Source organism: Photobacterium minamisatsumaniensis, assembly GCF_050336695.1.
Taxonomy (GTDB): domain Bacteria; phylum Pseudomonadota; class Gammaproteobacteria; order Enterobacterales; family Vibrionaceae; genus Photobacterium; species Photobacterium minamisatsumaniensis.
Genome location: NZ_JAKJSI010000032.1, coordinates 81,028 through 101,641, shown reverse-complemented (window position 1 = coordinate 101,641; position 20,614 = coordinate 81,028). Strand labels below are relative to the sequence as shown.

Below are 20,614 nucleotides of genomic sequence, written 5' to 3'. Positions count from 1 at the left end.
CCACCTGATCCCATGCCGAACTCAGTAGTGAAACGTAATAGCGCCGATGGTAGTGTGGGGTTTCCCCATGTGAGAGTAGGACATCGCCAGGCTCCCAATTTAGATATTCATATTGAACGATGGATATCGGATAGATACGCGAGTATTTATCACCGTGTGGAGCGGTAGTTCAGTTGGTTAGAATACCGGCCTGTCACGCCGGGGGTCGCGGGTTCGAGTCCCGTCCGCTCCGCCACTTATACTAAACCCGAGTCTAACGACTCGGGTTTTTTTATGCCTGCAGTATGGGAAAAGGACTTTCGAGCCTGCGGCTAGAATTCCGCTTGAATGTAATACCAACCTACATAAGTGCTTGATCAGTCTTACTGGTTAAAACCTCTGTTCTCTACATTAGAGATTTTGTAATTAGAACCACTAGTTACTGCAATATCTGTCTTGATAACAACCATTTTTCCTGCGCAATACTTAGATCAATTACTTATCCAGATTGGTATAAGTAACTAGGTTGAGCCTGCCTATTGTGTCTCTTTAGCGATTGTTAATCGCGGTACTCTATGTATTGGAGCTGAGAGTGCTAATTTCATCACCGTATAAAGTTACCTTCTAAGTTGCTCCGTTTCCGCAGCGATAGGCTTATGCATGTACAACCGAACTTAAAACAATTGAAGTAGTGCGTTTAACAATGGCTCAGCCTGACGACTTTGCTTACAGCAGAGACCTAGTTGAAGTGGCTGAATTGCTTCTTTATCAAGCCGTTTTATCTTATTGCTCATGGGGCTATTATCGATAACAACGTCGGGTGCTATTCCTATTCCACATCCGAGTGCCACCATGCTGACGATAGCTTCATGACCTCCCACTTGTGCATAGATATTGGGTTGTATCTTTTTACTTTTTAGCCAGCGGTCAGCCCGATCTCGTGCCGTTCCAGACTCTGGTAAAATATAGGGTAGCTCTTCCCATGATGGTGGATCAGTTAATTGTTTTTGAAGATTGGCAGGTGGAAGTAATGGTGCAATCACAGACATTGAAACACTATCTAGTTCGATATAGGTAAGCTTTGCTGGCAAACTGTCTGGCCTGGCGGCAATCGCGATGTCAGCTTCATCTTGTTGAACCTTTTCGATGGCTTGAGCGGGATCGCCAGTTATTAATTGAATTTCAACCTGAGGGTACAATTTGCGGAATTTGTTTAAGATATCAGGCAAGTGGCTATAGCTTGCTGTTACAGAACAGAAAAGTTTAAGTTTCCCTCGAAGCTTTATTTTCTGGGTATTTAGCTCTGCTTTTACTTCTTGCCAGTTTGACACTATCAATGCGGCGGTAGGAAGTAGGGTTTTACCTGCCGATGTTAACTCTACACTTCTGTTGTCTCTAATGAATAAGTTTTGTCCCAGCTCATCTTCAAGGCGCTGAATAATGCGGCTTAGTGCTGAGGGGCTAATATGCATAGCTTGGGCGGTTTGGCTAAAGCTATTGGAATCACATAGATGAAGAAATAGTTGCAAGGTTTTTATATTCATATAGCACGTTGCATTTTTTGCAATAAGTTATTGTGAATATATCACTTTGCGCAACAAAGTGAGTGATTTACTATCAGCTTATTCGACAAGTATATGTCGGCCCAAGGAAAAGAATTCACGGAGTTTGTTGTTATGGCTAATTATTTTAATACCCTAAATCTACGCCAGCAGTTAGATCAACTAGGTCGCTGCCGATTCATGGATCGTGCTGAGTTTGCTAATGAAGCCGATTTTCTTAAAGGTAAAAAAGTCGTTATCGTTGGTTGTGGTGCTCAAGGCCTCAATCAAGGTCTAAATATGCGCGACTCGGGATTAAATGTTGCTTATGCCTTACGCCAAGCTGCAATTGATGAACAACGCCAATCTTTTAAAAATGCTAAAGAAAATGGTTTTGAAGTTGGTAGCTACGAACAACTTATTCCTCAGGCAGATCTTGTTGTAAATCTAACACCTGACAAGCAGCACTCTAATGTTGTAGAGACGGTGATGCCATTAATGAAAGAAGGTGCGACACTAGGTTACTCTCATGGATTTAATATCGTTGAAGAGGGTATGCAGATTCGTCCTGATTTGACTGTCGTGATGGTTGCACCAAAATGTCCTGGCACAGAAGTCCGTGAAGAATATAAGCGTGGCTTTGGTGTTCCAACGCTAATCGCTGTGCACCCAGAAAATGATCCACAGGGAGATGGTCTGGAAATTGCGAAAGCATGGGCTGCAGGTACTGGTGGTCACCGTGCTGGCGTACTTGAATCTTCGTTCGTTGCGGAAGTTAAATCTGATTTGATGGGTGAGCAAACGATTTTGTGTGGCATGCTACAAGCGGGTTCTATCGTTTGTTATGAGAAGATGATTGCTGATGGCATTGATGCTTCTTATGCTGGTAAATTGCTGCAATTCGGTTGGGAAACGATCACTGAAGCTCTGAAGTTTGGTGGCGTTACTCACATGATGGATCGTCTATCAAACCCAGCTAAAATCAAAGCGTTTGAGTTATCAGAAGAGCTGAAAGACTTAATGCGTCCGCTATATAATAAGCATATGGATGATATTATTACAGGTCATTTCTCATCTACGATGATGGCTGACTGGGCAAATGATGATACGGATCTTCTAGGTTGGCGTGGTGAAACGGCTGAAACAGCGTTTGAAAACTATCCAGACTCTGATGTTGAAATTTCAGAGCAAGAGTACTTTGATAACGGTATTTTGATGGTTGCAATGGTACGCGCAGGTGTTGAGTTGGCGTTTGAAGCGATGACAGCATCAGGCATCATTGAAGAGTCAGCTTATTATGAGTCGCTACATGAATTACCGTTAATTGCGAATACAGTTGCTCGTAAGCGTTTGTATGAAATGAACGTTGTTATCTCGGATACGGCTGAATATGGTAACTACCTGTTTGCAAATGTTGCAACACCGTTGCTACGTGAGAAGTTTATGCCAAATGTCGCGACTGACGTGATCGGTAAAGGTATAAATGAAGAATCTAATTTTGCTGACAATCAAAAGCTAATTGAAGTAAACGAAGCTATTCGTAATCATCCAGTAGAGTCTATTGGCCAAGAACTTCGTGGCTACATGACTGACATGCAGCGTATTGCTGTTGGTGGTTAGTAACGTCACAAAAAGCTGAATAAAGAAAAGCCCAAATGCCATGCATTTGGGCTTTTTTAATGGACTTAATATAAATAAAGCAGAAGGAGCCCTTTAAGCGTGCTCTTTATTCACTCTTATCTTCACTGCTTAGTTTACTTTCTAGCGCTTCCATCTTTTGCTCAAGAGCGGTTAGCTTTTGACGTGTACGCAATAAAACCTGTGTCTGTACATCAAACTCTTCACGACTCACAACGTCAAGTTTACCAAGCTGTGCTTGGATCACTTGGCGAACTTTTTGTTCAACATCGTTGCCAAGCTCTTTAACGGGCTGTGGCATCGAGTCTTGGATTTGTTTGGCGACTTGCTCAAGTTTCTTTGGATCAAACATAGCGTGGTTCACTCCGTAAGGGGTTTTTAATCTGTTATCGTTATTTTATTCAAATCGATGGAGATTGTCGTTGATGATTGTACAAAATAAAAGAGGCCGCGATAGCGGCCTCTTTAGATTAAGCTTGCAATTAACAATCCCGGGCATCTTTTAATGCATTACGGGCTTCATCTGCTCGCTTTAGTTTCTCTAAGTCCTTATCTTCAAGGAAGACTGGCAAAGGCTTATGAATGCTTGCAAGGTAAGTGTAAATTACCGGTAGCACAAATAAAGTGAAGACCGTACCAATAGCAAGGCCAGAAACAATGACAATACCAATACTGAAGCGCTGTGCGGCACCAGCTCCTGTGGCGTAGAGGAGAGGGATCAAACCAGCAATCATTGCCGCTGTCGTCATTAGAATCGGACGTAGACGGATTTTAGCTGCCTCCATCACTGCAGCCATGCGATCTTTTTGATTGTGCAGTTGCTCCTCTTTTGCTACTTCACAAATCAAAATACCGTGTTTGGTGATCAAGCCAATTAGCGTGATCAAACCTACTTGCGAGTAGATATTCATCGATGCCGCTCCCCATGCCAAGGAGATCAAGGCACCACAAATTGCCAATGGTACAGAAACCATAATAACTAATGGGTCACGTAGCGATTCGAACTGGATCGCCAACACTAAGAAGATGATAGCCAGTGCGAGAGCAAACGTCGTGTACAGAGCATTACCTTCGGTTACAAACTGACGAGCTTCACCCATGAAGTCATACTGGTAACCTGTCGGTAGGGTATTCACCGCTTCATTTTGGAACCAACTAATAGCATCACCCATTGCCACACCTGGCGCAGGTACTGCCCCCACTGTTGCTGAGTTAAGTTGATTGAAGTGAGGCAACGCACGAGGCTCTGCAACAACATCAATATTCACAAGGCTACCTAAGGGGATAGCATTACCGTCAGCAGCTCGTACATAGTAGCCTTTAAGTGACTCTGGGTTCAGGCGGTATTTACGCTCAACCTGTGGAATCACTTCGTATGAGCGACCATTAAGGTCAATACGGTTAACATAACCATCTGCCATCATGGTACTTAAGGTGATGCCGATATCTTGCATGGTCACACCATATGCGCCTGCTTTGTCTTTATCGATCTTGATTTTCATGGTTGCTGAATCGTAGTTCAGATCAAGGTCGGAATAGACAAACATTGGATTACTTTTCACTTTATCCAAAACATCGCTACTTACTTGGAATAAGCTTTCAAAACTGCTTGGTGTGGTAATCACAAACTGAATAGGTAAGCCTGAACCTGCTCCTGGCAACTCAGGCATCTGGAAGGCTGTTACCGCCATTTCAGGAACGTCTTTAACCAAGTCAGTAACGCGCTTAACCACATCTGCCTGACTGGCTTCTCGTTCACTCCACGGTACCATTGAAGCGATACCAAACGCTTGGTTTGAGTTTGGCACCCCTGAGAATACCTGAGCATAGGCGACTTCATCCTGCTCGTTGAGGATGTTGTTGACCTTTTCCATGGTATTTTCGATGTAATCCAAGTTTGACGTTGACGGGGCGGTACCCATCATCATTAACACACCCTTATCTTCAGCAGGGGCAAGTTCACTTGGGATAAACTTAAACAGCAGTGGCAGGGTTCCAAACACGATGAGGGCAAATACAATCACGACTGGACGCATTTTCATAACACCGCCAAGCATTTTCTCGTAGCGGTTTGTCATGCGATCAAGGAAGTGATGAACGGTTAATTCAAACTTGCTTGGCTGCTCATTGGCTTTAAGCATTTTTGAACACATCATCGGTGAGAGCGTAAGGGCGATGATCCCTGACACAAATACCGCACCGGCTAACGTTAAGGCAAATTCCTTAAAGAGTGAACCTGTGATTCCGCCCATCATTGCAATAGGCGCATATACCGCACCAAGCGTCAGTGTCATGGCGATAACGGGAACGGCTATTTCTCGAGTACCAATGATGGCTGCACGAAACGGAGACTCACCTTCTTTTATATGACGGTCGACGTTTTCCAATACAACGATGGCATCATCTACCACGAGGCCGATAGCCAATACCATTGCGAGCAGTGTCATCAAATTCCAAGAGAAGCCAAAAGCTTGCATAACCATTGCCACACCAATTAATGATAGTGGGATGGTAACGATTGGAATGATAACAGCACGGAATGATCCCAAGAACAAGGTGATCACAACAAGTACGATCAGAGCCGCTTCAGCAATCGTTTTGATTACTTCGTTGATGGACTCATTGATTGCAATGGTCGAGTCATACATCACATTCATCTTGATATTATCAGGCATATTGCGCTCAAGCTCAGGCAATAGCTGAAGTACATCGGCTGCAATGTTGATCGGGTTGGCACTTGGTGCTGCGTTAATTGCAGCAACGACGGCCTCTTCCCCATTTGCAGATGCACGGTAAACATCGTGACTTTTCTCTAAGGTTACTTTGGCAATATCGCCTAAGCGGATCACTTGGCCTTCTTTGGTTGAGACAACTAGCTTTTCCAGCTCATCAGTATTGGAGACCTGCGTGTCAGCAGTACCATTGTAAAGAACGAATTCGCCAGTAGCTTGTCCTGTTGCCGATTGATAGTTGTTGGCATTCAGTACGTTCATCACGTCATTAGCCATCAAGTTGTAAGCAGCCATTTTGGCTGGGTCCAACCAGACACGCAGCGCGTATTTCATTCCACCGTATAGATCGACTTTCGACACACCGTTAACCGTAAACAACTGCGGGTTAATCACGCGCTCTAAGTAATCGGTGATTTGGCTCGAGACCAATTCATTACTGGTAAAACCGATATACATTACCGCGGTCGTTGAACCGGTTGACATGGTTACCGTTGGATCTTCTGATTCCTTGGGTAATTGAGAACGCACCGAGTTGGTTTTAGCCAATATATCGGCCAAAGCGGCATTCGGATCGGTATTCAACTTCATCGTAACCGTGATCGTTGATGCACCAAGCACCGAGGAAGAGGTCATGAAGTCGATATTATCAGCCTGAGCAATGGCTTGCTCCAGCGGCTGGGTGATAAAACCCTGGATCAAATCAGCACTGGCACCATAATAGCTAGTACTGACCGTGACCACGGTATTGGTCATGTCTGGGTATTCCCTGACCTGCATTTTAAAAATGGCTTGCAGGCCCAGCAGTGCAATCAAGAAGCTGATTGATACCGCTAAGACAGGACGTTTGATAAAAACATCTGTAAAGCGCATGTGACCTCCGGATTACAGCATTGGTGTTTCGGCTGGAACATCCAGCGAGTCACTTTCAACCATACGAACTTTTGCATGGTTGCTGAGGCGAATTTGACCTGAGGTCACGACGGTATCCCCTGCTTTGACACCACTAAGGACATGAACATATGGGCCTTTACGCTCACCAACTTTTACCACTGACTGGCTCACTCGCAATACACCATCTTCGTCTTCGTTCGCAAGGTACACATTATCCCCGTATAAGGTGAAGGTGATTGCGGTTTGCGGCAGGATGATTTGATTTTCCAGTGTTGGAAGAATGATATGCGCACGTGCGAACATACCACTACGTAGCTGGCCACTGTTATTCGGGATGTCAGCTTGAATTTGCACAAGGCCACTCTGGTAGCTTACTGCTGGTTCGATTGCACTGATCTTGCCGCTAAAGGGTGTTTCAGGGTATGCATCAACAAAGATTTCGACTTCTTGGCCAAGGTGAATATCAGAAATATCCGTTTGTGGCACCGTGAAGCGTAGCTTCATTAAGGTGGTATCTTCTAAGCGTACAACATCAGTTCCCGGCTGGATATATTGGCCAAGGTAGACATTACGTAGGCCAACAACACCATCAAATGGGGCTCTGATAGTACGACGATCTATTGTTGCTTTTAAGCTTTCGATATCAGCCATTAGAGAAAAATAGGAGGCTTCAGATTCGTCAAAGGCCTCTTTTGAAATCGATCCTTTCTTGAATAGGCCACGGTAGCGTTCATATTTGGCTTTGGCGGCTGGCAAACGTGCTTGAGCACTTTTCAAGTTGGCCGCCTCAACATCAGAATCTAGCGTTAGCAGTTGTTGCTCTGCTTTGACGGTTGAGCCTGATTCAAAATCGAGATCTTTGATCACACCAGCAACCTCGGTGGTGATGGTCACGCCTTGGTTTGGTTCTATAAAGCCAATAGCTTCGATAGCGGGAACCCAATTGGTCGATTGAGCTTCGGTGGCAGTAATTGGAAATTCAGGCTCAGGCATATTCGCCATGAACTCAGCTATTTTTTGTTGCTTAAAAAGGTTGAAACCAATCACGCTTCCAAACAGTAAGAAGGCGAGAAATAGCATCACTATCCATTTTTTCATCGTCGGGTGTGCTCCGGTAGTGCTAATGTTTATGTTGAACAATGGCGTCCCAAGAGGCATCGAGAGCAGATTCCATCGCTGTCTCGTTGACTTTGAATACGCCATTAACATGTTTGCGAGCCAAGCAAGCGCATGGCTCAAGGCTTAAAACGCTCAAGATCTCGTTATCTAAATCTTTAAAAAGGCCAATGGCTTTTCCTTCGTTAAATAATCGGTCGACCTTGGCGAACATTTTCTTTTCAAGTAACCGCTGTTCATGACTTTCGCGACGGGGTAAGTTTTCGAACTGGCCACGGTTGATGATGGGGGCATCCTCTTGCGTGGTCATATCCCAAATATTCAGCCACATAGTACGAAAGCGCTGCTTCAAAGGCATATCATCAGACACGTTCTGACTGATTTTGTTCGCGACATAAGACAAAATGTGATCATGAAGTTGCTGAAGGAGATCTTCTTTATCTTCGAAATAGCGATATATTGTGCCTGCCGCAACACCGGCTTCCTTGGCAACCATTTGCATTGAAATACCGTGAAACCCATATATAGCCAGTAGTTTTTCAGTCGCCTGAAGGATCTTTTTTTTCTTGTCGCTCATGTAATGGTTTTGTAACTAAAGTTAATGAATGAATGTTCATTCATCATCTTATGATGTCTGTATTTTTGTGCAAGTAATTTTTTGAATTGTCATGATTAAGGTGCTAAATGGTTGGGTGAATAGACAATGGCTTAGAACCCGTTAAAATGCGTTTGCCAGCCCGATGATTAACACAGGATATGCAATGAAACTGAATCCAAGGCAGAACGAAGCGGTAAAATATGTGGCAGGACCCTGTTTGGTTCTTGCTGGAGCCGGTTCCGGCAAAACCCGTGTTATTACCAATAAAATTGCTTACTTGGTTCAGCATTGTGATTACAAAGCGAGGAATATTGCTGCGCTTACTTTCACCAATAAAGCCGCGCGTGAAATGAAAGAGCGAGTCGGGCAAACCTTGGGACGAGATGAATCTAAAGGGTTAATGGTGTCGACGTTCCATACTCTCGGGCTTAATATTATTCGCCGTGAATATAAATTATTGGGGTTAAAAGCAAGCTTTTCTCTGTTTGATGACCAAGATCAGATGGCCTTGCTCAAAGAATTAACTGAAGCCGAAATCGATGGTGATAAAGACTTACTCAAGCTATTAATATCGAGCATTTCGAATTGGAAAAATGACATGTTGTCGCCGGCGGCTGCGAAAGCGCAAGCAAGCTCGGAACGGGATGAGTTATTTGCTCACTGTTATGAAATGTATCAACGACAGATGAAAGCGTATAACGCACTGGATTTTGATGACTTAATTTTGATGCCAGTATTGCTGCTGCGTGATAATCAGGAAGTGCGTCAACGTTGGCAGAATCGGATTCGTTATTTATTGGTGGATGAATATCAAGATACCAATACCAGCCAGTATATATTCGTAAAACTGCTGGTGGGCGAACGCTCGCGCTTTACTGTTGTTGGTGATGATGATCAGTCCATTTATTCGTGGCGTGGTGCCCAACCAGAGAATCTTAATTTATTAAGCAAAGACTTTCCTAGTTTACGAGTGATCAAGCTGGAGCAAAATTACCGCTCTACCAGCCGTATTTTACGTACTGCAAATATATTGATTGCGAACAACTCGCATATTTTTGAAAAAAAGTTGTTTTCAGAGATCCCTGATGGGGAAATGCTAAAGGTGATCACGGCTAAGAATGAAGATCATGAAGCTGAGAAGGTTGTAGGTGAATTGATTGCCCATCGCTTCTTGAATAACACGAACTACAAAGATTACGCCATATTATACCGAGGTAATCATCAGTCACGTTTGTTTGAACGGGCACTGATGCAAAACCGTATCCCGTATAAAATTTCGGGAGGCACATCATTTTTCTCCCGTGCCGAAATTAAAGACATGATGGCTTACTTGCGACTGCTAACGAATCAGGATGATGACAATGCGTTTTTGCGTATCGTGAATACCCCACGCCGTGAAATAGGGCCTGTCACACTCGAGAAGCTGGGTACTTATGCCAATATGCGCGGCAAGAGCTTATTTGCGGCGAGTTTTGAAATAGGGCTAGAGCAGCATTTATCGGGGCGAGGGCTGGAGTCTTTGCAGCGCTTTACCCGTTGGATTGTTGAGCTTGCCGACAATGCTGAGCGTGGTGATACCGTTGCGGCTGTTCGTCAGCTAGTGCGAGATATCAACTATGAAGATTGGTTGTATGAGACCTCGCCGAGTCCGAAAGCGGCTGAAATGAGGATGAAGAATGTCTCTGATTTGTATAGTTGGATCACCGCTGACTTAGAAGGTGATAACTATGATCAGGAAGTTAAGACGTTGAAGGAAGTGGTACAGCGCCTTACTCTGCGTGACATGATGGAACGTGGTGAAGATGACGATGACGCTGATCAGGTTCAGTTAATGACGCTACATGCCTCTAAAGGTCTTGAGTTCCCATATGTGTACTTGGTTGGTGCAGAAGAAGGTATTTTGCCGCACCAAACCAGTGTTGATGAAGACAATGTCGATGAAGAGCGTCGTTTGGCCTATGTTGGGATCACCCGTGCCCAAAAAGAGCTGACGTTTACTCTATGTAAAGAACGCCGACAGTATGGTGAACTATTAAAGCCGGAGCCAAGCCGCTTCTTGTACGAGCTTCCACAAGATGACTTAGAGTGGGAGGCGGATAAAAAGCCAATGACTCAACAGCAACGAATGGAGAAAGGACAAGCGCATATCGCGAATATTAGATCGCTATTTAAAAAGTAGGGTGATTTAAGCGAGCGATATGTATGAAAAAGGGTTGATGTTTTACATCAACCCTTTTTCGTTTATTTCAATGTGTATTTGACTTATAGCCCATCAATCATGTGATTAATGGCTGCAATGATTTCATCATCGCTACAATCCATACACGATCCTTTTGCTGGCATAGCATTGAAGCCATTGATGGCATGGTCGGCTAAGACATCATTGCCCTTGGCAAGGCGTGCATCCCAATCGGCAGCTTCGCCTTTTTTCGGCGCTCCCATCAGGCCTGAACCATGACAGGCGATACAGAACGTGCCATAAACCGCATCGCCGCTGCGAGGTCCTGCTGCAACAGCGGGGCCAGTAGGTGCTTCCCCTTCAAGATAGACTGAGCCCACTGGCTTGATACGTTCTGCGATAGCTTCGTCTGACATATCGGCAGCAACGGCGGTGCCTGCCAGCGTTATTGCTGTGATGGCCGCGACCATTAGTTGTCGAAGAGTTAATTCCATTGAGCTCACCTTACACTTCCAGATAATTATGTGCGATTGCCATCATAGCGTCCTTGTCACAGTCTTCTGCATGCTTGTTATTAGCTGAACTGTTGATACAAGGGTATGGTTATTGACAAAATGTTTAAATTGTAAAAACAAAGTGATTATATCTGCTTATGTTGTAGTGATAAACCAGCGAGCTGATTTTGTATGATACGAATCAATAGATAATTGCTTATCTTTCCAGCGAACGGAAAAAAAAACGAAAAAAACACTTTACGAATCGGGGCGTGATCCGTAATATCCCTCCCCGTCGATAGGGCAAGGCGCCCGTAGCTCAGCTGGATAGAGCGTTGGCCTCCGGAGCCAAAGGCCGAAGGTTCGAATCCTTTCGGGCGCGCCATTCCGGATAATAAATATTGGCAAGTGACATTGGTGGCTATAGCTCAGTTGGTAGAGTCCCGGATTGTGATTCCGGTTGTCGCGGGTTCAAGCCCCGTTAGCCACCCCATATTAAATGATATTGATTGTTATAATTAGTATCAGAGGTGAGAGACCTCATACAGAACAAAGTCGGTGAATAGCGCAGCTTGGTAGCGCATCTGGTTTGGGACCAGAGGGTCGGGGGTTCGAATCCCTCTTCACCGACCACTTACATTGGTGGCTATAGCTCAGTTGGTAGAGTCCCGGATTGTGATTCCGGTTGTCGCGGGTTCAAGCCCCGTTAGCCACCCCATATTTAGGTAGTGTTTCACTCCCTTGGCTTCAAGCCTAAAATGTTGTCGGTGAATAGCGCAGCTTGGTAGCGCATCTGGTTTGGGACCAGAGGGTCGGGGGTTCGAATCCCTCTTCACCGACCACTATTAAGAACCCCAGTCGAAAGACTGGGGTTTTTTGCATTTATAGCTTTTATCTTCTTATTACCGCTAACCATATCCTGCGACAGTTTTTCAATTTTACCTATACCCTCAAATTTCATCACTATCCTCACTTACCTCTATTTTCAAAAGTGTGATCTTCTGCTGATAACATCCTGTTACATGCGATCATCTTAAAATCCCCTAATTTTCTAGTGTTTATACATGACATTGCCGTTATAGGGAGTTGATTGTTTCTGTTGTGTTAAATGTTATTTTCATATTTGTGCATAAGTATTTATTTCGATTTATTTTTTGGTTATAGCATATAACCAGTATTTCAGCTCAATCCTCTGCGCTAAGCGGGGTTTATTCGTTATACAAATACAAGTAAACGATCTGTTTAATTGCTGTCTAAAGTCGTTTTTTTTGACTACTTATGCTTTTTATATTCATTTTGTCGGTTTTTACTAATGTTTTGTTGCTTTTCTGTGAAATTTTTGACAGATTGTGTCCTGAACATATATTCAGCAAATTATGCTGATTGAAGGGAATCAATTTTTCAGACAGGGCAGAAAGCTGCCAAGCAGTTGGGGTCTGGTAATGGCTTTATTGGAAGTAAAGAACCTACGTATTGAATATCCGTCGCGTCATGGCGTTCACGCAGCTGTTAAATCGTTGTCATTTTCTATTGAACGCGGTGAAATTGTCGGGGTTGTTGGAGAGTCAGGTGCGGGTAAATCAACCGTTGGTAATGCGGTAATCGATTTATTGAGTCCTCCGGGGCGAATAGCCAGTGGTGATGTTTTCCTTGATGGAGAGAAAATATCTGGGCTTGATAATAACCAGATGCGTTCAGTAAGAGGGACAAAAATTGGGTTTATTTTTCAAGACCCGATGACATCATTGAACCCTCTATTTACAGTTGAACAGCAGTTAACTGAAACGATTGTGACCAACCTGAAGGTCAGTCAGGAGGATGCCTTCAAGCGTGCCCTGAACTTAATGGAGCAGGTTGGGATCCCTCAGCCAGAGTTGCGCATTAAGCAATACCCTCACCAGTTTTCAGGCGGAATGCGTCAGCGCGTTGTTATTGCGATAGCACTTGCGGGTGAGCCTGATTTAATCATTGCCGATGAACCCACCACCGCACTGGATGTCTCGATTCAAGATCAAATTCTTAATTTGATCCGTAAGCTGTGTGTAGAGAAAAATGTCGGCTGTATGCTGGTGACTCATGATATGGGCGTGGTGGCCAATGTGACCGATCGGGTTGCTGTGATGTACCGTGGTGATTTGGTTGAGATTGGTGAGACAGAGCAAGTACTGCGTCGTCCAAATCACCCTTACACCCAGAGTCTTATCTCTGCCGTACCTCGCTCTGATATTAAGCTTAAGCGTTTTCCGCTGGTAAGCTACATTGAAGAAGCCCATGAGATGAGCCAGCTCGACGTTAAAAATCACTGGCTGGGACAAAGTGAAGATCAGCGCAGCTATACGGGGGCGTTACTTCAGGTGGAAAACGTTAGTTTACGCTTTATCACCAAAAACTCATTTTTTGAAAGCCGCCGTGAATACGTACAAGCGAATAATGATGTTAGCTTTGAAATTGTTGAAGGTGAAACATTCGGCTTGGTAGGAGAGTCTGGTTCTGGGAAGTCGACGATAGCCCGAGCGATCACTGGTTTATACCCGCCAAACTCAGGCAAAATCACGTTTGAAGGGGTCGATCTTACCGCATTGAAAAATGAAAAAGATCGCCGTCCGTTACGCCGCCAGATGCAGATGGTATTTCAGAACCCTTATTCTTCAATGAATCCACGTATGAAAATTATGGATATCATTGCCGAGCCTATTCGTTTCCATCGATTAACCGAGAGTGAAGCGCAGACGCGACAAATTGTAAATGACCTTCTTGATCATGTCGGGTTAGGTGTTGCTGCGGGTGTAAAATACCCCCATGAGTTTTCTGGTGGCCAGCGTCAGCGTATTTCGATAGCCCGAGCGTTAGCAACCCGTCCTCGTTTATTGATTTGTGATGAACCGACTTCTGCATTAGATGTTTCGGTACAGGCACAAATTCTTAACCTACTCAAAGATCTGCAAGACGAGCTGAATCTCACCATGCTGTTTATTAGTCATGACTTACCAGTGATCCGCCAAATGTGTGATCGTATCGGTGTTATGCAAAAAGGGGAGCTACTTGAAGTTGCACCTACAGAACAGCTGTTTACTGCCCCTAAGCATGCGTATAGCAAACACCTAATTTCACTGATGCCAGAGTTTAAAGGCATCAGTCAAGAAGGACTGAAGTTAGCTTGATTGTTACCTTGGCTCAAAGTATCGCATGAGCCAGTCAAAGTATTCATAACAAGTAATCACAACAGAAAGGGAGTTCGCTCCCCGCATAAAGGAGTTATGCATGAAAACCATTAAGAGTAAGCTAGCTGTTGCACTGATCGCGGCAGGTTTAAGTTTCAGTGCTACAGCTGCCGACATTAAAGTGGCTTACGATGCCGATCCTGTATCGATGGATCCACATGAGCAATTATCTGGTGGTACGCTACAACTATCGCACATGGTTTTTGATCCTCTGGTACGTTTTGATCAAGAGTTAGATTTTGAACCTCGTTTAGCGACAAGCTGGAAACGTGTTGATGATCAAACGTTCCAATTTACCTTACGTCAAGGCGTTAAGTTTCATTCTGGCAATGAGATGACAGCCGATGATGTGGTTTGGACGTTCAATCGTTTGAAAGAATCGGCTGACTTCAAAGCCATTTTTGACCCATTCACTGGTATTGAAAAAGTCGATGCTTACACGATTGAGTTGAAAACGACGGGCCCATACCCATTGGTCTTGCAGACCGCCACTTATATCTTCCCAATGGACAGTAAGTTTTATTCGGGTAAAACGGCCGATGGTAAAGACAAAGCTGACATTGTTAAGCATGGTAACTCTTTTGCATCAACCAATATGTCAGGCACTGGGCCGTTTATCGTGACAGCGCGTGAGCAAGGCGTAAAAGTAGAGTTCGAACGTTTTGCTGACTACTGGGATACACAATCGCCAGGTAACGTAGATAAAATCACACTGCAACCAATCAAAGAGAATGCCACGCGTGTTGCGGCACTGCTTTCTGGTGGGGTAGATATGATTGCTCCTGTAGCGCCAAACGATCACCGCCGTGTTGGACAATCTAAAGATATCGACCTTGTAACAATGGCTGGTACCCGCCTTATTTCTTTCCAAATGAACCAGAACAGTCACGAAGCATTGAAAGATGTGCGTGTACGTCAGGCGATTGTTCATGCAATTAACAATGAAGGTATTGTTAAGCGTATCATGCGTGATTTTGCTACCGCGACGGGCCAACAAAGCCCTGAAGGGTACGCAGGTTATAACGAAGCGCTTGTGCCACGTTTTGATGTCGCTAAAGCAAAAGAATTAATGGCTGAAGCGGGTTATAAAGACGGCTTCAAACTAACCATGATGGCGCCAAACAACCGTTATGTGAATGATGCAAACATCGCACAAGCGGCATCACAAATGCTGGCGAAAATTGGTATTCAGGTTGATTTGAAAACAATGCCTAAAGCGCAATACTGGCCTGAATTTGATGTGTGTGCTGCAGATATGATGATGATTGGCTGGCACTCTGATACCGAAGATTCTGCCAACCTATCTGAATTCTTGACGATGACACGTAATGAAGAAACAGGTCGTGGTCAATATAACTGTGGTTATTATGCTAACAGTGATATGGACAAGTTAGTGGATGCAGCAAATATCGAAACGGATCCGGCTAAACGTTCGCAGATGCTGAAGCAAGTTGAAGCAACGCTATACGATGACGCTGCATTTGTACCGCTTCACTTCCAAAACTTAGCGTGGGCAGCAAAATCAAACGTTAAGATTAAACCGATTGTTAACGCGATGAATTTCCCGTACTTCGGTGATTTAGTGGTAGAGAAGTAATCACTACCAGATAATGCATCGGGCCTGAAAGGGCCTGATGTTGTTTTAAGGACGAAATAAGGGGCAAGGAATGTTGACGTTTCTGGTCAAGCGCCTGTATCAGGCACTGATAGTGATGTTTGTGATCAGCTTGGTGGCTTTTGCCATTCAGGATAACCTGGGTGACCCGTTACGTGAGTTAGTTGGTCAATCGGTCTCGGAATCGGAGCGCCAAGCGTTACGCGATGATTTAGGGTTGAATGACCCCTTTGTAACCAAATATGCGCGCTTTGTTGGCAATGCTGTACAAGGTGATTTAGGGACATCTTATTTCTTTAAGCGTCCAGCGCTTGATGTCATTTTAGATAAATTGGTGGCGACACTTGAACTGGTGTTTGGCGCCGCGGTGATCATTATTGTGGTTTCTATTCCGTTGGGGGTGTATTCCGCCATTAAACCCAATAGTTTTATGACTAAAGTGATTATGGCTTTCAGCAGTATCGGAATATCCATTCCGGTCTTTCTTACCGCCATCATGCTGATGTATGTTTTCTCGATTGAGTTAGGTTGGTTACCCTCTTATGGGAGAGGCACCACCACTGATACCTTTGGGTGGCAGTCAGGTTTATTCAACCTTGACGGTTTAGCGCACCTTGTCTTGCCGTGTGTGGCGCTAGCGTCGATTATGTTACCGCTTTTTATTCGTTTAGTTCGCTCCGAAATGCTGGAAGTCTTGAGCTCCGAATACATTAAATTTGCGAAAGCAAAAGGGTTGGCATCCAATAAAATTTATTACCAGCATGCGCTGAAAAATACCATGCTACCAGTGATCACGGTAGGTGGGGTACAAATCGGTACCATGGTTGCCTATACCATACTAACAGAGACTGTTTTTCAGTGGCCGGGCACTGGCTTTTTGTTTCTTGAAGCGATCAACCGTGTCGATACACCGCTCATTACCGCCTATGTCATTTTTGTTGGTTTGATTTTTGTCGTTACCAATACCATTGTCGATTTGCTCTACGGGCTGATCAACCCCACTGTCAATCTTACTGGTAAGGGAGAGTAACGATGTCTTCTACTCCAATGCATTATCCAAGTCGCTGGGAGCGATTTAAAAACTCCGACATTATTTATTACTTTCTAAAAGATAAAGTGGCGATGGTGAGCTTTGCGCTATTCATGGCCTTTTTCCTGAGTGCGCTATTTGCGCCATTGATTGCCCCCTTTAATCCGTACGATCTGAGCCAAATTGACATCATGGATTCAGAGATGGCGCCTGTTTGGATGGAATATTCTGATCCTCGCTTCTTGCTAGGAACGGATCCACAAGGGCGAGACATTTTGTCGACCATTCTCTATGGCATGCGGGTCTCTTTGATGATCGGCCTGCTGGCTGTCGCGGTACAGATGGTTTTAGGGGTGGTAATTGGTCTATCTGCGGGTTATTACGGCGGGCGAATTGATAGCTTTTTGATGCGCTTTGCCGATATCCAACTTTCGTTTTCAACAATGATGGTGGCGATCATTGTGTCTGCCATCTTCCGTGCAGCTCTTGGCGCTCAGCTATATAGTCAATACGCGGTGATAATGCTGGTGGTGATCATTGGTGTGGCTGAGTGGCCGCAATATGCGCGAACGATTCGAGCCTCGGTGCTGGCAGAGAAGAAAAAAGAATATGTTGAAGCCGCAAAAGTGATGGGCTTTAGGGCGCCTCGTATAATGTTTCGTCATATTTTACCAAACTGCTTATCGCCGATTTTGGTGATTTCAACCGTGCAAGTCGCAAATGCCATTATGTCGGAAGCGGCACTGTCGTTTTTAGGCTTAGGGTTACCCGTTGATCAGCCTTCACTAGGTGCGTTGATAAGTATTGGCTTTAACTACATATTCTCTGGTTCATGGTGGATAACCGCTTTCCCAGGTATTGTGTTGGTATCGCTTGTCTTGGTGATCAATCTATTGGGTGACTGGCTGCGTGATGCCTTTAACCCAAAAATTTACAAAGGGTGATAGCCAAACTGCCCCGAGTCCTCTAAGTTATTCCGGTATAGAACGTTTTTAAATGGAATAATCATGATAGATATCGGGGTGAACCTGACTAATAGCCGATTTGATAAAGATCGCGATGAGGTTATTAGTCGAGCACAACAAGCGGGTGTCAACGGGCTGATCCTAACTGGCACTAGCATTGAAGAAAGCCAGCAGGCGTTGCAGATGGCACGTCGCTGGCCTCAATATTGCTATAGTACTGCTGGTGTTCATCCGCACGACGCCAAAACAGTCGATGATCTAACCTTTCCTCAAATCCGTGACTTAGCCCTATCGCCAGAAGTTGTGGCAATTGGCGAATGTGGCTTGGATTTCAATCGTGACTTTTCCCCCCGCCCGCAACAAGAAGCCGTGTTTGAAGCGCAGCTTGCTTTGGCTGCAGAGCTGAACATGCCTGTATTTATGCATTGCCGTGACGCACATGAACGTTTCATTGATATCCTTAAGCCATGGCGGGATAAATTGCCTGCTGCAGTGTTACATTGCTTTACGGGCAGCGATTCGGAATTACGCGAGTGTTTAGCACTTGATTTACACATCGGTATTACCGGCTGGGTGTGTGATGAGCGTAGGGGGACTGAGCTACGTAATATTGTGCAGTATATTCCAGATAATAGGCTGATGATCGAAACTGATTGCCCTTATCTATTGCCGAGAGATTATCGACCAAAACCTAAATCGAGCCGTAATGAACCCAAATTTTTGCCCCACATTGCGACTGTAATAGCTGAATGCCGCCGTCAACCTGCTGAAGTCGTTATGGCTCAGTCATATACGACCACGAAGGCATTTTTTCAAATTGGATCTCCTGTCACCTGATGGGAGTGGTATTATCAGCAAAAAGAACGTTAACCTTCAACAAGGAGTATGCAGTGTCTGTATCTATTCAGGGCGCGTTTCCAGCTCGCCGAATGCGTCGCATGCGCAAGCATGACTTTAGCCGTCGTTTAATGGCAGAAAACCAGATCTCAGCCAGTGATCTTATTTATCCAATGTTTATCCTGATGGGTAAAAACCGCCGTGAAACAGTGGATTCAATGCCGGGTATCGAGCGCTTGTCTATTGACCTAATGCTGCTAGAAGCGGAATACCTAGCTAAGCTGGGTGTACCAGCGATTGCGCTGTTCCCTGTTGTTTCTCAAGACTTTAAATCCATTTGTGCAGCAGAGGCGTATAACGCTGAAGGTTTAGTACAACGTGCTGTACGTTTACTGAAAGAGCACGTGCCACAGATGGGGGTGATCACTGATGTCGCTCTTGATCCGTTCACAATCCATGGTCAAGACGGCATTATTGATGACGATGGCTACGTAGTTAATGATGTCACTACAGAAGTACTGATCAAACAGGCATTATCACATGCTGAAGCGGGCGCCGATGTTATTGCGCCGTCAGATATGATGGATGGTCGTATTGGCGCTATTCGAGAAGCTCTTGAGGAAGCGGGTCATATCCATACTCAGATTATGGCCTATTCCGCAAAATACGCTTCTCACTATTATGGACCATTCCGTGATGCCGTCGGCTCGTCGGGCAACCTAAAGGGTGGCGATAAGAAAACCTACCAGATGGACCCTGCAAACAGCGATGAAGCATTGCATGAAGTGGCGATGGATATCAATGAAGGCGCAGACATGGTGATGGTGAAGCCTGGCATGCCTTATTTGGATGTGGTTCGCCGTGTGAAAAGCGAATTGCAGGTACCCACCTTTGCTTATCAGGTTTCGGGTGAATACGCGATGCACATGGCTGCGATTCAGAACGGTTGGCTGAAAGAGCGCGAAACGGTGATGGAATCATTGGTGTGTTTCAAGCGTGCGGGCGCAGATGGTATTTTGACTTACTTTGCCAAGAGTGTGGCTGAGTGGTTAGCAGAAGAAGCCGCAGAGCGTGGCGCTGAATTAGACAATAAGCCAGAATAATACCAGCGTGACTAATTTGTTAGAGCGAGGCTATTTAGCCTCGCTTTTCTATGGCTGCACGTTACGATTTATGGGGTTTTGCAATGAAATCAGAGTTTCGGTTGATTGAACTTCATCAATGGCTTGCAGCTTGTCGATCAACACATACTGCAGTTCTTCAATGGACTTACACATCAACTTTACAAAAATATTGTATGCCCCAGTCGTGTAGTAAGCCTCTACCACCTCGTCTAATTCGTTCAGTTTGGCCAGTGCGGAATGATAGTCGCGGGCGGCATTAAGGTTGATGCCAATAAAGCAACAAACGTCATACCCAAGTAATTTCGGGTTTATTATCACCTCTGTGCCTGTAATGATTTCTGCTGCACGCATCTTTTCAACCCGGACATGCACTGTTGCAGGGCTAACATTAAAGCGTTTAGCCATTTCAGCGTAAGGGGTACGCGCGTCGGTCATGAGTGCGTTGAGGATTTCACGGTCGAGATCATCGATTCGAATTGAAGGTGTCATGATGCAAGCAATCCTTTGTTTATACCAGCATGCTCATATCTTATACTGTCCACGCCTAAGTCTCTAAATATAAATAAACAAAGGCAATAAATATCATCTTGACTGGGGGACACTCAGTGTCAGCAAGAATGGATATAACCAATACACAGTCAGACAGGACTTCTT

The 20,614-nt window shown here is 44.8% G+C and carries 15 protein-coding genes, 6 tRNA genes and 1 rRNA gene; 15 read left to right on the top strand and 7 right to left on the bottom strand.

Annotation, left to right across the window (positions count from 1 at the left end):
* Positions 1-92, top strand: a 5S ribosomal RNA gene (gene rrf / locus L4D78_RS17810); the annotation flags it as partial.
* A 66-nt stretch (positions 93-158) separates the two neighbouring features.
* A tRNA-Asp gene (locus tag L4D78_RS17805) sits at positions 159-235 on the top strand.
* A 418-nt stretch (positions 236-653) separates the two neighbouring features.
* Here L4D78_RS17805 and ilvY read toward each other — a convergent pair.
* Positions 654-1,523 (bottom strand): HTH-type transcriptional activator IlvY, encoded by an 870-nt coding sequence (gene ilvY, locus L4D78_RS17800; protein ID WP_428468183.1) that lies wholly within the window; start codon positions 1,521-1,523, stop codon positions 654-656.
* Positions 1,524-1,655: 132 nt separating this feature from the next.
* Here ilvY and ilvC point away from each other — a divergent pair, with 132 nt between their 5' ends.
* Positions 1,656-3,140 carry a ketol-acid reductoisomerase gene (gene ilvC / locus L4D78_RS17795; protein ID WP_428468182.1) on the top strand — a complete coding sequence of 495 codons (1,485 nt, stop codon included), beginning with the start codon at positions 1,656-1,658 and terminating at the stop codon, positions 3,138-3,140.
* A gap of 106 nt (positions 3,141-3,246) precedes the next feature.
* Here ilvC and ubiK read toward each other — a convergent pair whose 3' ends face one another.
* The 4 genes from ubiK to L4D78_RS17775 form a co-directional block, all read right to left on the bottom strand.
* On the bottom strand, positions 3,247-3,510 hold the full coding sequence (gene ubiK, locus L4D78_RS17790) for a ubiquinone biosynthesis accessory factor UbiK (protein ID WP_428457803.1): 264 nt from the start codon (positions 3,508-3,510) through the stop codon (positions 3,247-3,249).
* A 130-nt stretch (positions 3,511-3,640) separates the two neighbouring features.
* Positions 3,641-6,760, bottom strand: coding sequence for a multidrug efflux RND transporter permease subunit (locus L4D78_RS17785; protein ID WP_428468181.1), 3,120 nt, complete (start codon positions 6,758-6,760; stop codon positions 3,641-3,643).
* A 12-nt stretch (positions 6,761-6,772) separates the two neighbouring features.
* The gene (locus tag L4D78_RS17780) at positions 6,773-7,879 is read right to left on the bottom strand and encodes an efflux RND transporter periplasmic adaptor subunit (protein ID WP_428468180.1); all 1,107 of its coding nucleotides are present in this window, start codon (positions 7,877-7,879) and stop codon (positions 6,773-6,775) included.
* Positions 7,880-7,901: 22 nt separating this feature from the next.
* Positions 7,902-8,474, bottom strand: a complete 573-nt coding sequence (locus L4D78_RS17775; protein WP_428468179.1) for a TetR/AcrR family transcriptional regulator — start codon at positions 8,472-8,474, stop codon at positions 7,902-7,904.
* Positions 8,475-8,658: 184 nt separating this feature from the next.
* On the opposite strand from L4D78_RS17775, the gene rep reads away from it, so the two are divergent.
* Entirely contained in the window at positions 8,659-10,674 is a 2,016-nt protein-coding gene (gene rep / locus L4D78_RS17770) for a DNA helicase Rep (protein ID WP_428468178.1), read from the top strand.
* 83 nt (positions 10,675-10,757) lie between these two features.
* On the opposite strand, the gene L4D78_RS17765 is transcribed toward rep, so the two are convergent.
* On the bottom strand, positions 10,758-11,168 hold the full coding sequence (locus L4D78_RS17765) for a c-type cytochrome (protein WP_428468177.1): 411 nt from the start codon (positions 11,166-11,168) through the stop codon (positions 10,758-10,760).
* Positions 11,169-11,476: 308 nt separating this feature from the next.
* On the opposite strand from L4D78_RS17765, the gene L4D78_RS17760 reads away from it, so the two are divergent.
* The 11 genes from L4D78_RS17760 (at position 11,477) to hemB (ending at position 19,939) form a co-directional block, all read left to right on the top strand.
* Positions 11,477-11,553: transfer RNA gene (locus tag L4D78_RS17760), tRNA-Arg, on the top strand.
* A gap of 32 nt (positions 11,554-11,585) precedes the next feature.
* Positions 11,586-11,661: transfer RNA gene (locus L4D78_RS17755), tRNA-His, on the top strand.
* A 63-nt stretch (positions 11,662-11,724) separates the two neighbouring features.
* A tRNA-Pro gene (locus L4D78_RS17750) sits at positions 11,725-11,801 on the top strand.
* Positions 11,802-11,810: 9 nt separating this feature from the next.
* Positions 11,811-11,886: transfer RNA gene (locus L4D78_RS17745), tRNA-His, on the top strand.
* 47 nt (positions 11,887-11,933) lie between these two features.
* Positions 11,934-12,010 (top strand) — tRNA-Pro (locus L4D78_RS17740).
* Between the two features lie 600 nt (positions 12,011-12,610).
* On the top strand, positions 12,611-14,329 hold the full coding sequence (locus tag L4D78_RS17735) for a dipeptide ABC transporter ATP-binding protein (RefSeq protein WP_428468176.1): 1,719 nt from the start codon (positions 12,611-12,613) through the stop codon (positions 14,327-14,329).
* 100 nt (positions 14,330-14,429) lie between these two features.
* Positions 14,430-15,986, top strand: a complete 1,557-nt coding sequence (locus tag L4D78_RS17730; protein WP_428468175.1) for an ABC transporter substrate-binding protein — start codon at positions 14,430-14,432, stop codon at positions 15,984-15,986.
* 70 nt (positions 15,987-16,056) lie between these two features.
* A complete protein-coding gene (locus tag L4D78_RS17725) occupies positions 16,057-17,034 on the top strand; it encodes an ABC transporter permease (protein WP_428457795.1) in 978 nt (325 codons plus the stop codon).
* 2 nt (positions 17,035-17,036) lie between these two features.
* Entirely contained in the window at positions 17,037-17,978 is a 942-nt protein-coding gene (locus L4D78_RS17720; RefSeq protein ID WP_428468174.1) for an ABC transporter permease, read from the top strand.
* Positions 17,979-18,041: 63 nt separating this feature from the next.
* The gene (gene tatD / locus L4D78_RS17715; protein ID WP_428468173.1) at positions 18,042-18,836 is read left to right on the top strand and encodes a 3'-5' ssDNA/RNA exonuclease TatD; all 795 of its coding nucleotides are present in this window, start codon (positions 18,042-18,044) and stop codon (positions 18,834-18,836) included.
* A gap of 53 nt (positions 18,837-18,889) precedes the next feature.
* Entirely contained in the window at positions 18,890-19,939 is a 1,050-nt protein-coding gene (hemB, locus tag L4D78_RS17710; protein ID WP_428468172.1) for a porphobilinogen synthase, read from the top strand.
* A 48-nt stretch (positions 19,940-19,987) separates the two neighbouring features.
* Here hemB and asnC read toward each other — a convergent pair whose 3' ends face one another.
* A complete protein-coding gene (asnC, locus tag L4D78_RS17705; protein WP_428468171.1) occupies positions 19,988-20,449 on the bottom strand; it encodes a transcriptional regulator AsnC in 462 nt (153 codons plus the stop codon).
* Positions 20,450-20,614: the final 165 nt, after the last annotated feature.

Excerpts from the sequence above, each read along its gene's own strand:
- L4D78_RS17775 (WP_428468179.1), bottom strand. The coding sequence starts at position 8,474 with ATGAGCGACAAGAAAAAAAAGATCCTTCAGGCGACTGAAAAACTACTG.
- L4D78_RS17720 (WP_428468174.1), top strand. The coding sequence starts at position 17,037 with ATGTCTTCTACTCCAATGCATTATCCAAGTCGCTGGGAGCGATTTAAA.
- ilvC (WP_428468182.1), top strand. The coding sequence starts at position 1,656 with ATGGCTAATTATTTTAATACCCTAAATCTACGCCAGCAGTTAGATCAA.
- ilvY (WP_428468183.1), bottom strand. The coding sequence starts at position 1,523 with ATGAATATAAAAACCTTGCAACTATTTCTTCATCTATGTGATTCCAAT.
- asnC (WP_428468171.1), bottom strand. The coding sequence starts at position 20,449 with ATGACACCTTCAATTCGAATCGATGATCTCGACCGTGAAATCCTCAAC.
- tatD (WP_428468173.1), top strand. The coding sequence starts at position 18,042 with ATGATAGATATCGGGGTGAACCTGACTAATAGCCGATTTGATAAAGAT.
- ubiK (WP_428457803.1), bottom strand. The coding sequence starts at position 3,510 with ATGTTTGATCCAAAGAAACTTGAGCAAGTCGCCAAACAAATCCAAGAC.
- L4D78_RS17780 (WP_428468180.1), bottom strand. The coding sequence starts at position 7,879 with ATGAAAAAATGGATAGTGATGCTATTTCTCGCCTTCTTACTGTTTGGA.
- rep (WP_428468178.1), top strand. The coding sequence starts at position 8,659 with ATGAAACTGAATCCAAGGCAGAACGAAGCGGTAAAATATGTGGCAGGA.
- L4D78_RS17725 (WP_428457795.1), top strand. The coding sequence starts at position 16,057 with ATGTTGACGTTTCTGGTCAAGCGCCTGTATCAGGCACTGATAGTGATG.
- L4D78_RS17730 (WP_428468175.1), top strand. The coding sequence starts at position 14,430 with ATGAAAACCATTAAGAGTAAGCTAGCTGTTGCACTGATCGCGGCAGGT.
- L4D78_RS17785 (WP_428468181.1), bottom strand. The coding sequence starts at position 6,760 with ATGCGCTTTACAGATGTTTTTATCAAACGTCCTGTCTTAGCGGTATCA.
- L4D78_RS17765 (WP_428468177.1), bottom strand. The coding sequence starts at position 11,168 with ATGGAATTAACTCTTCGACAACTAATGGTCGCGGCCATCACAGCAATA.
- L4D78_RS17735 (WP_428468176.1), top strand. The coding sequence starts at position 12,611 with ATGGCTTTATTGGAAGTAAAGAACCTACGTATTGAATATCCGTCGCGT.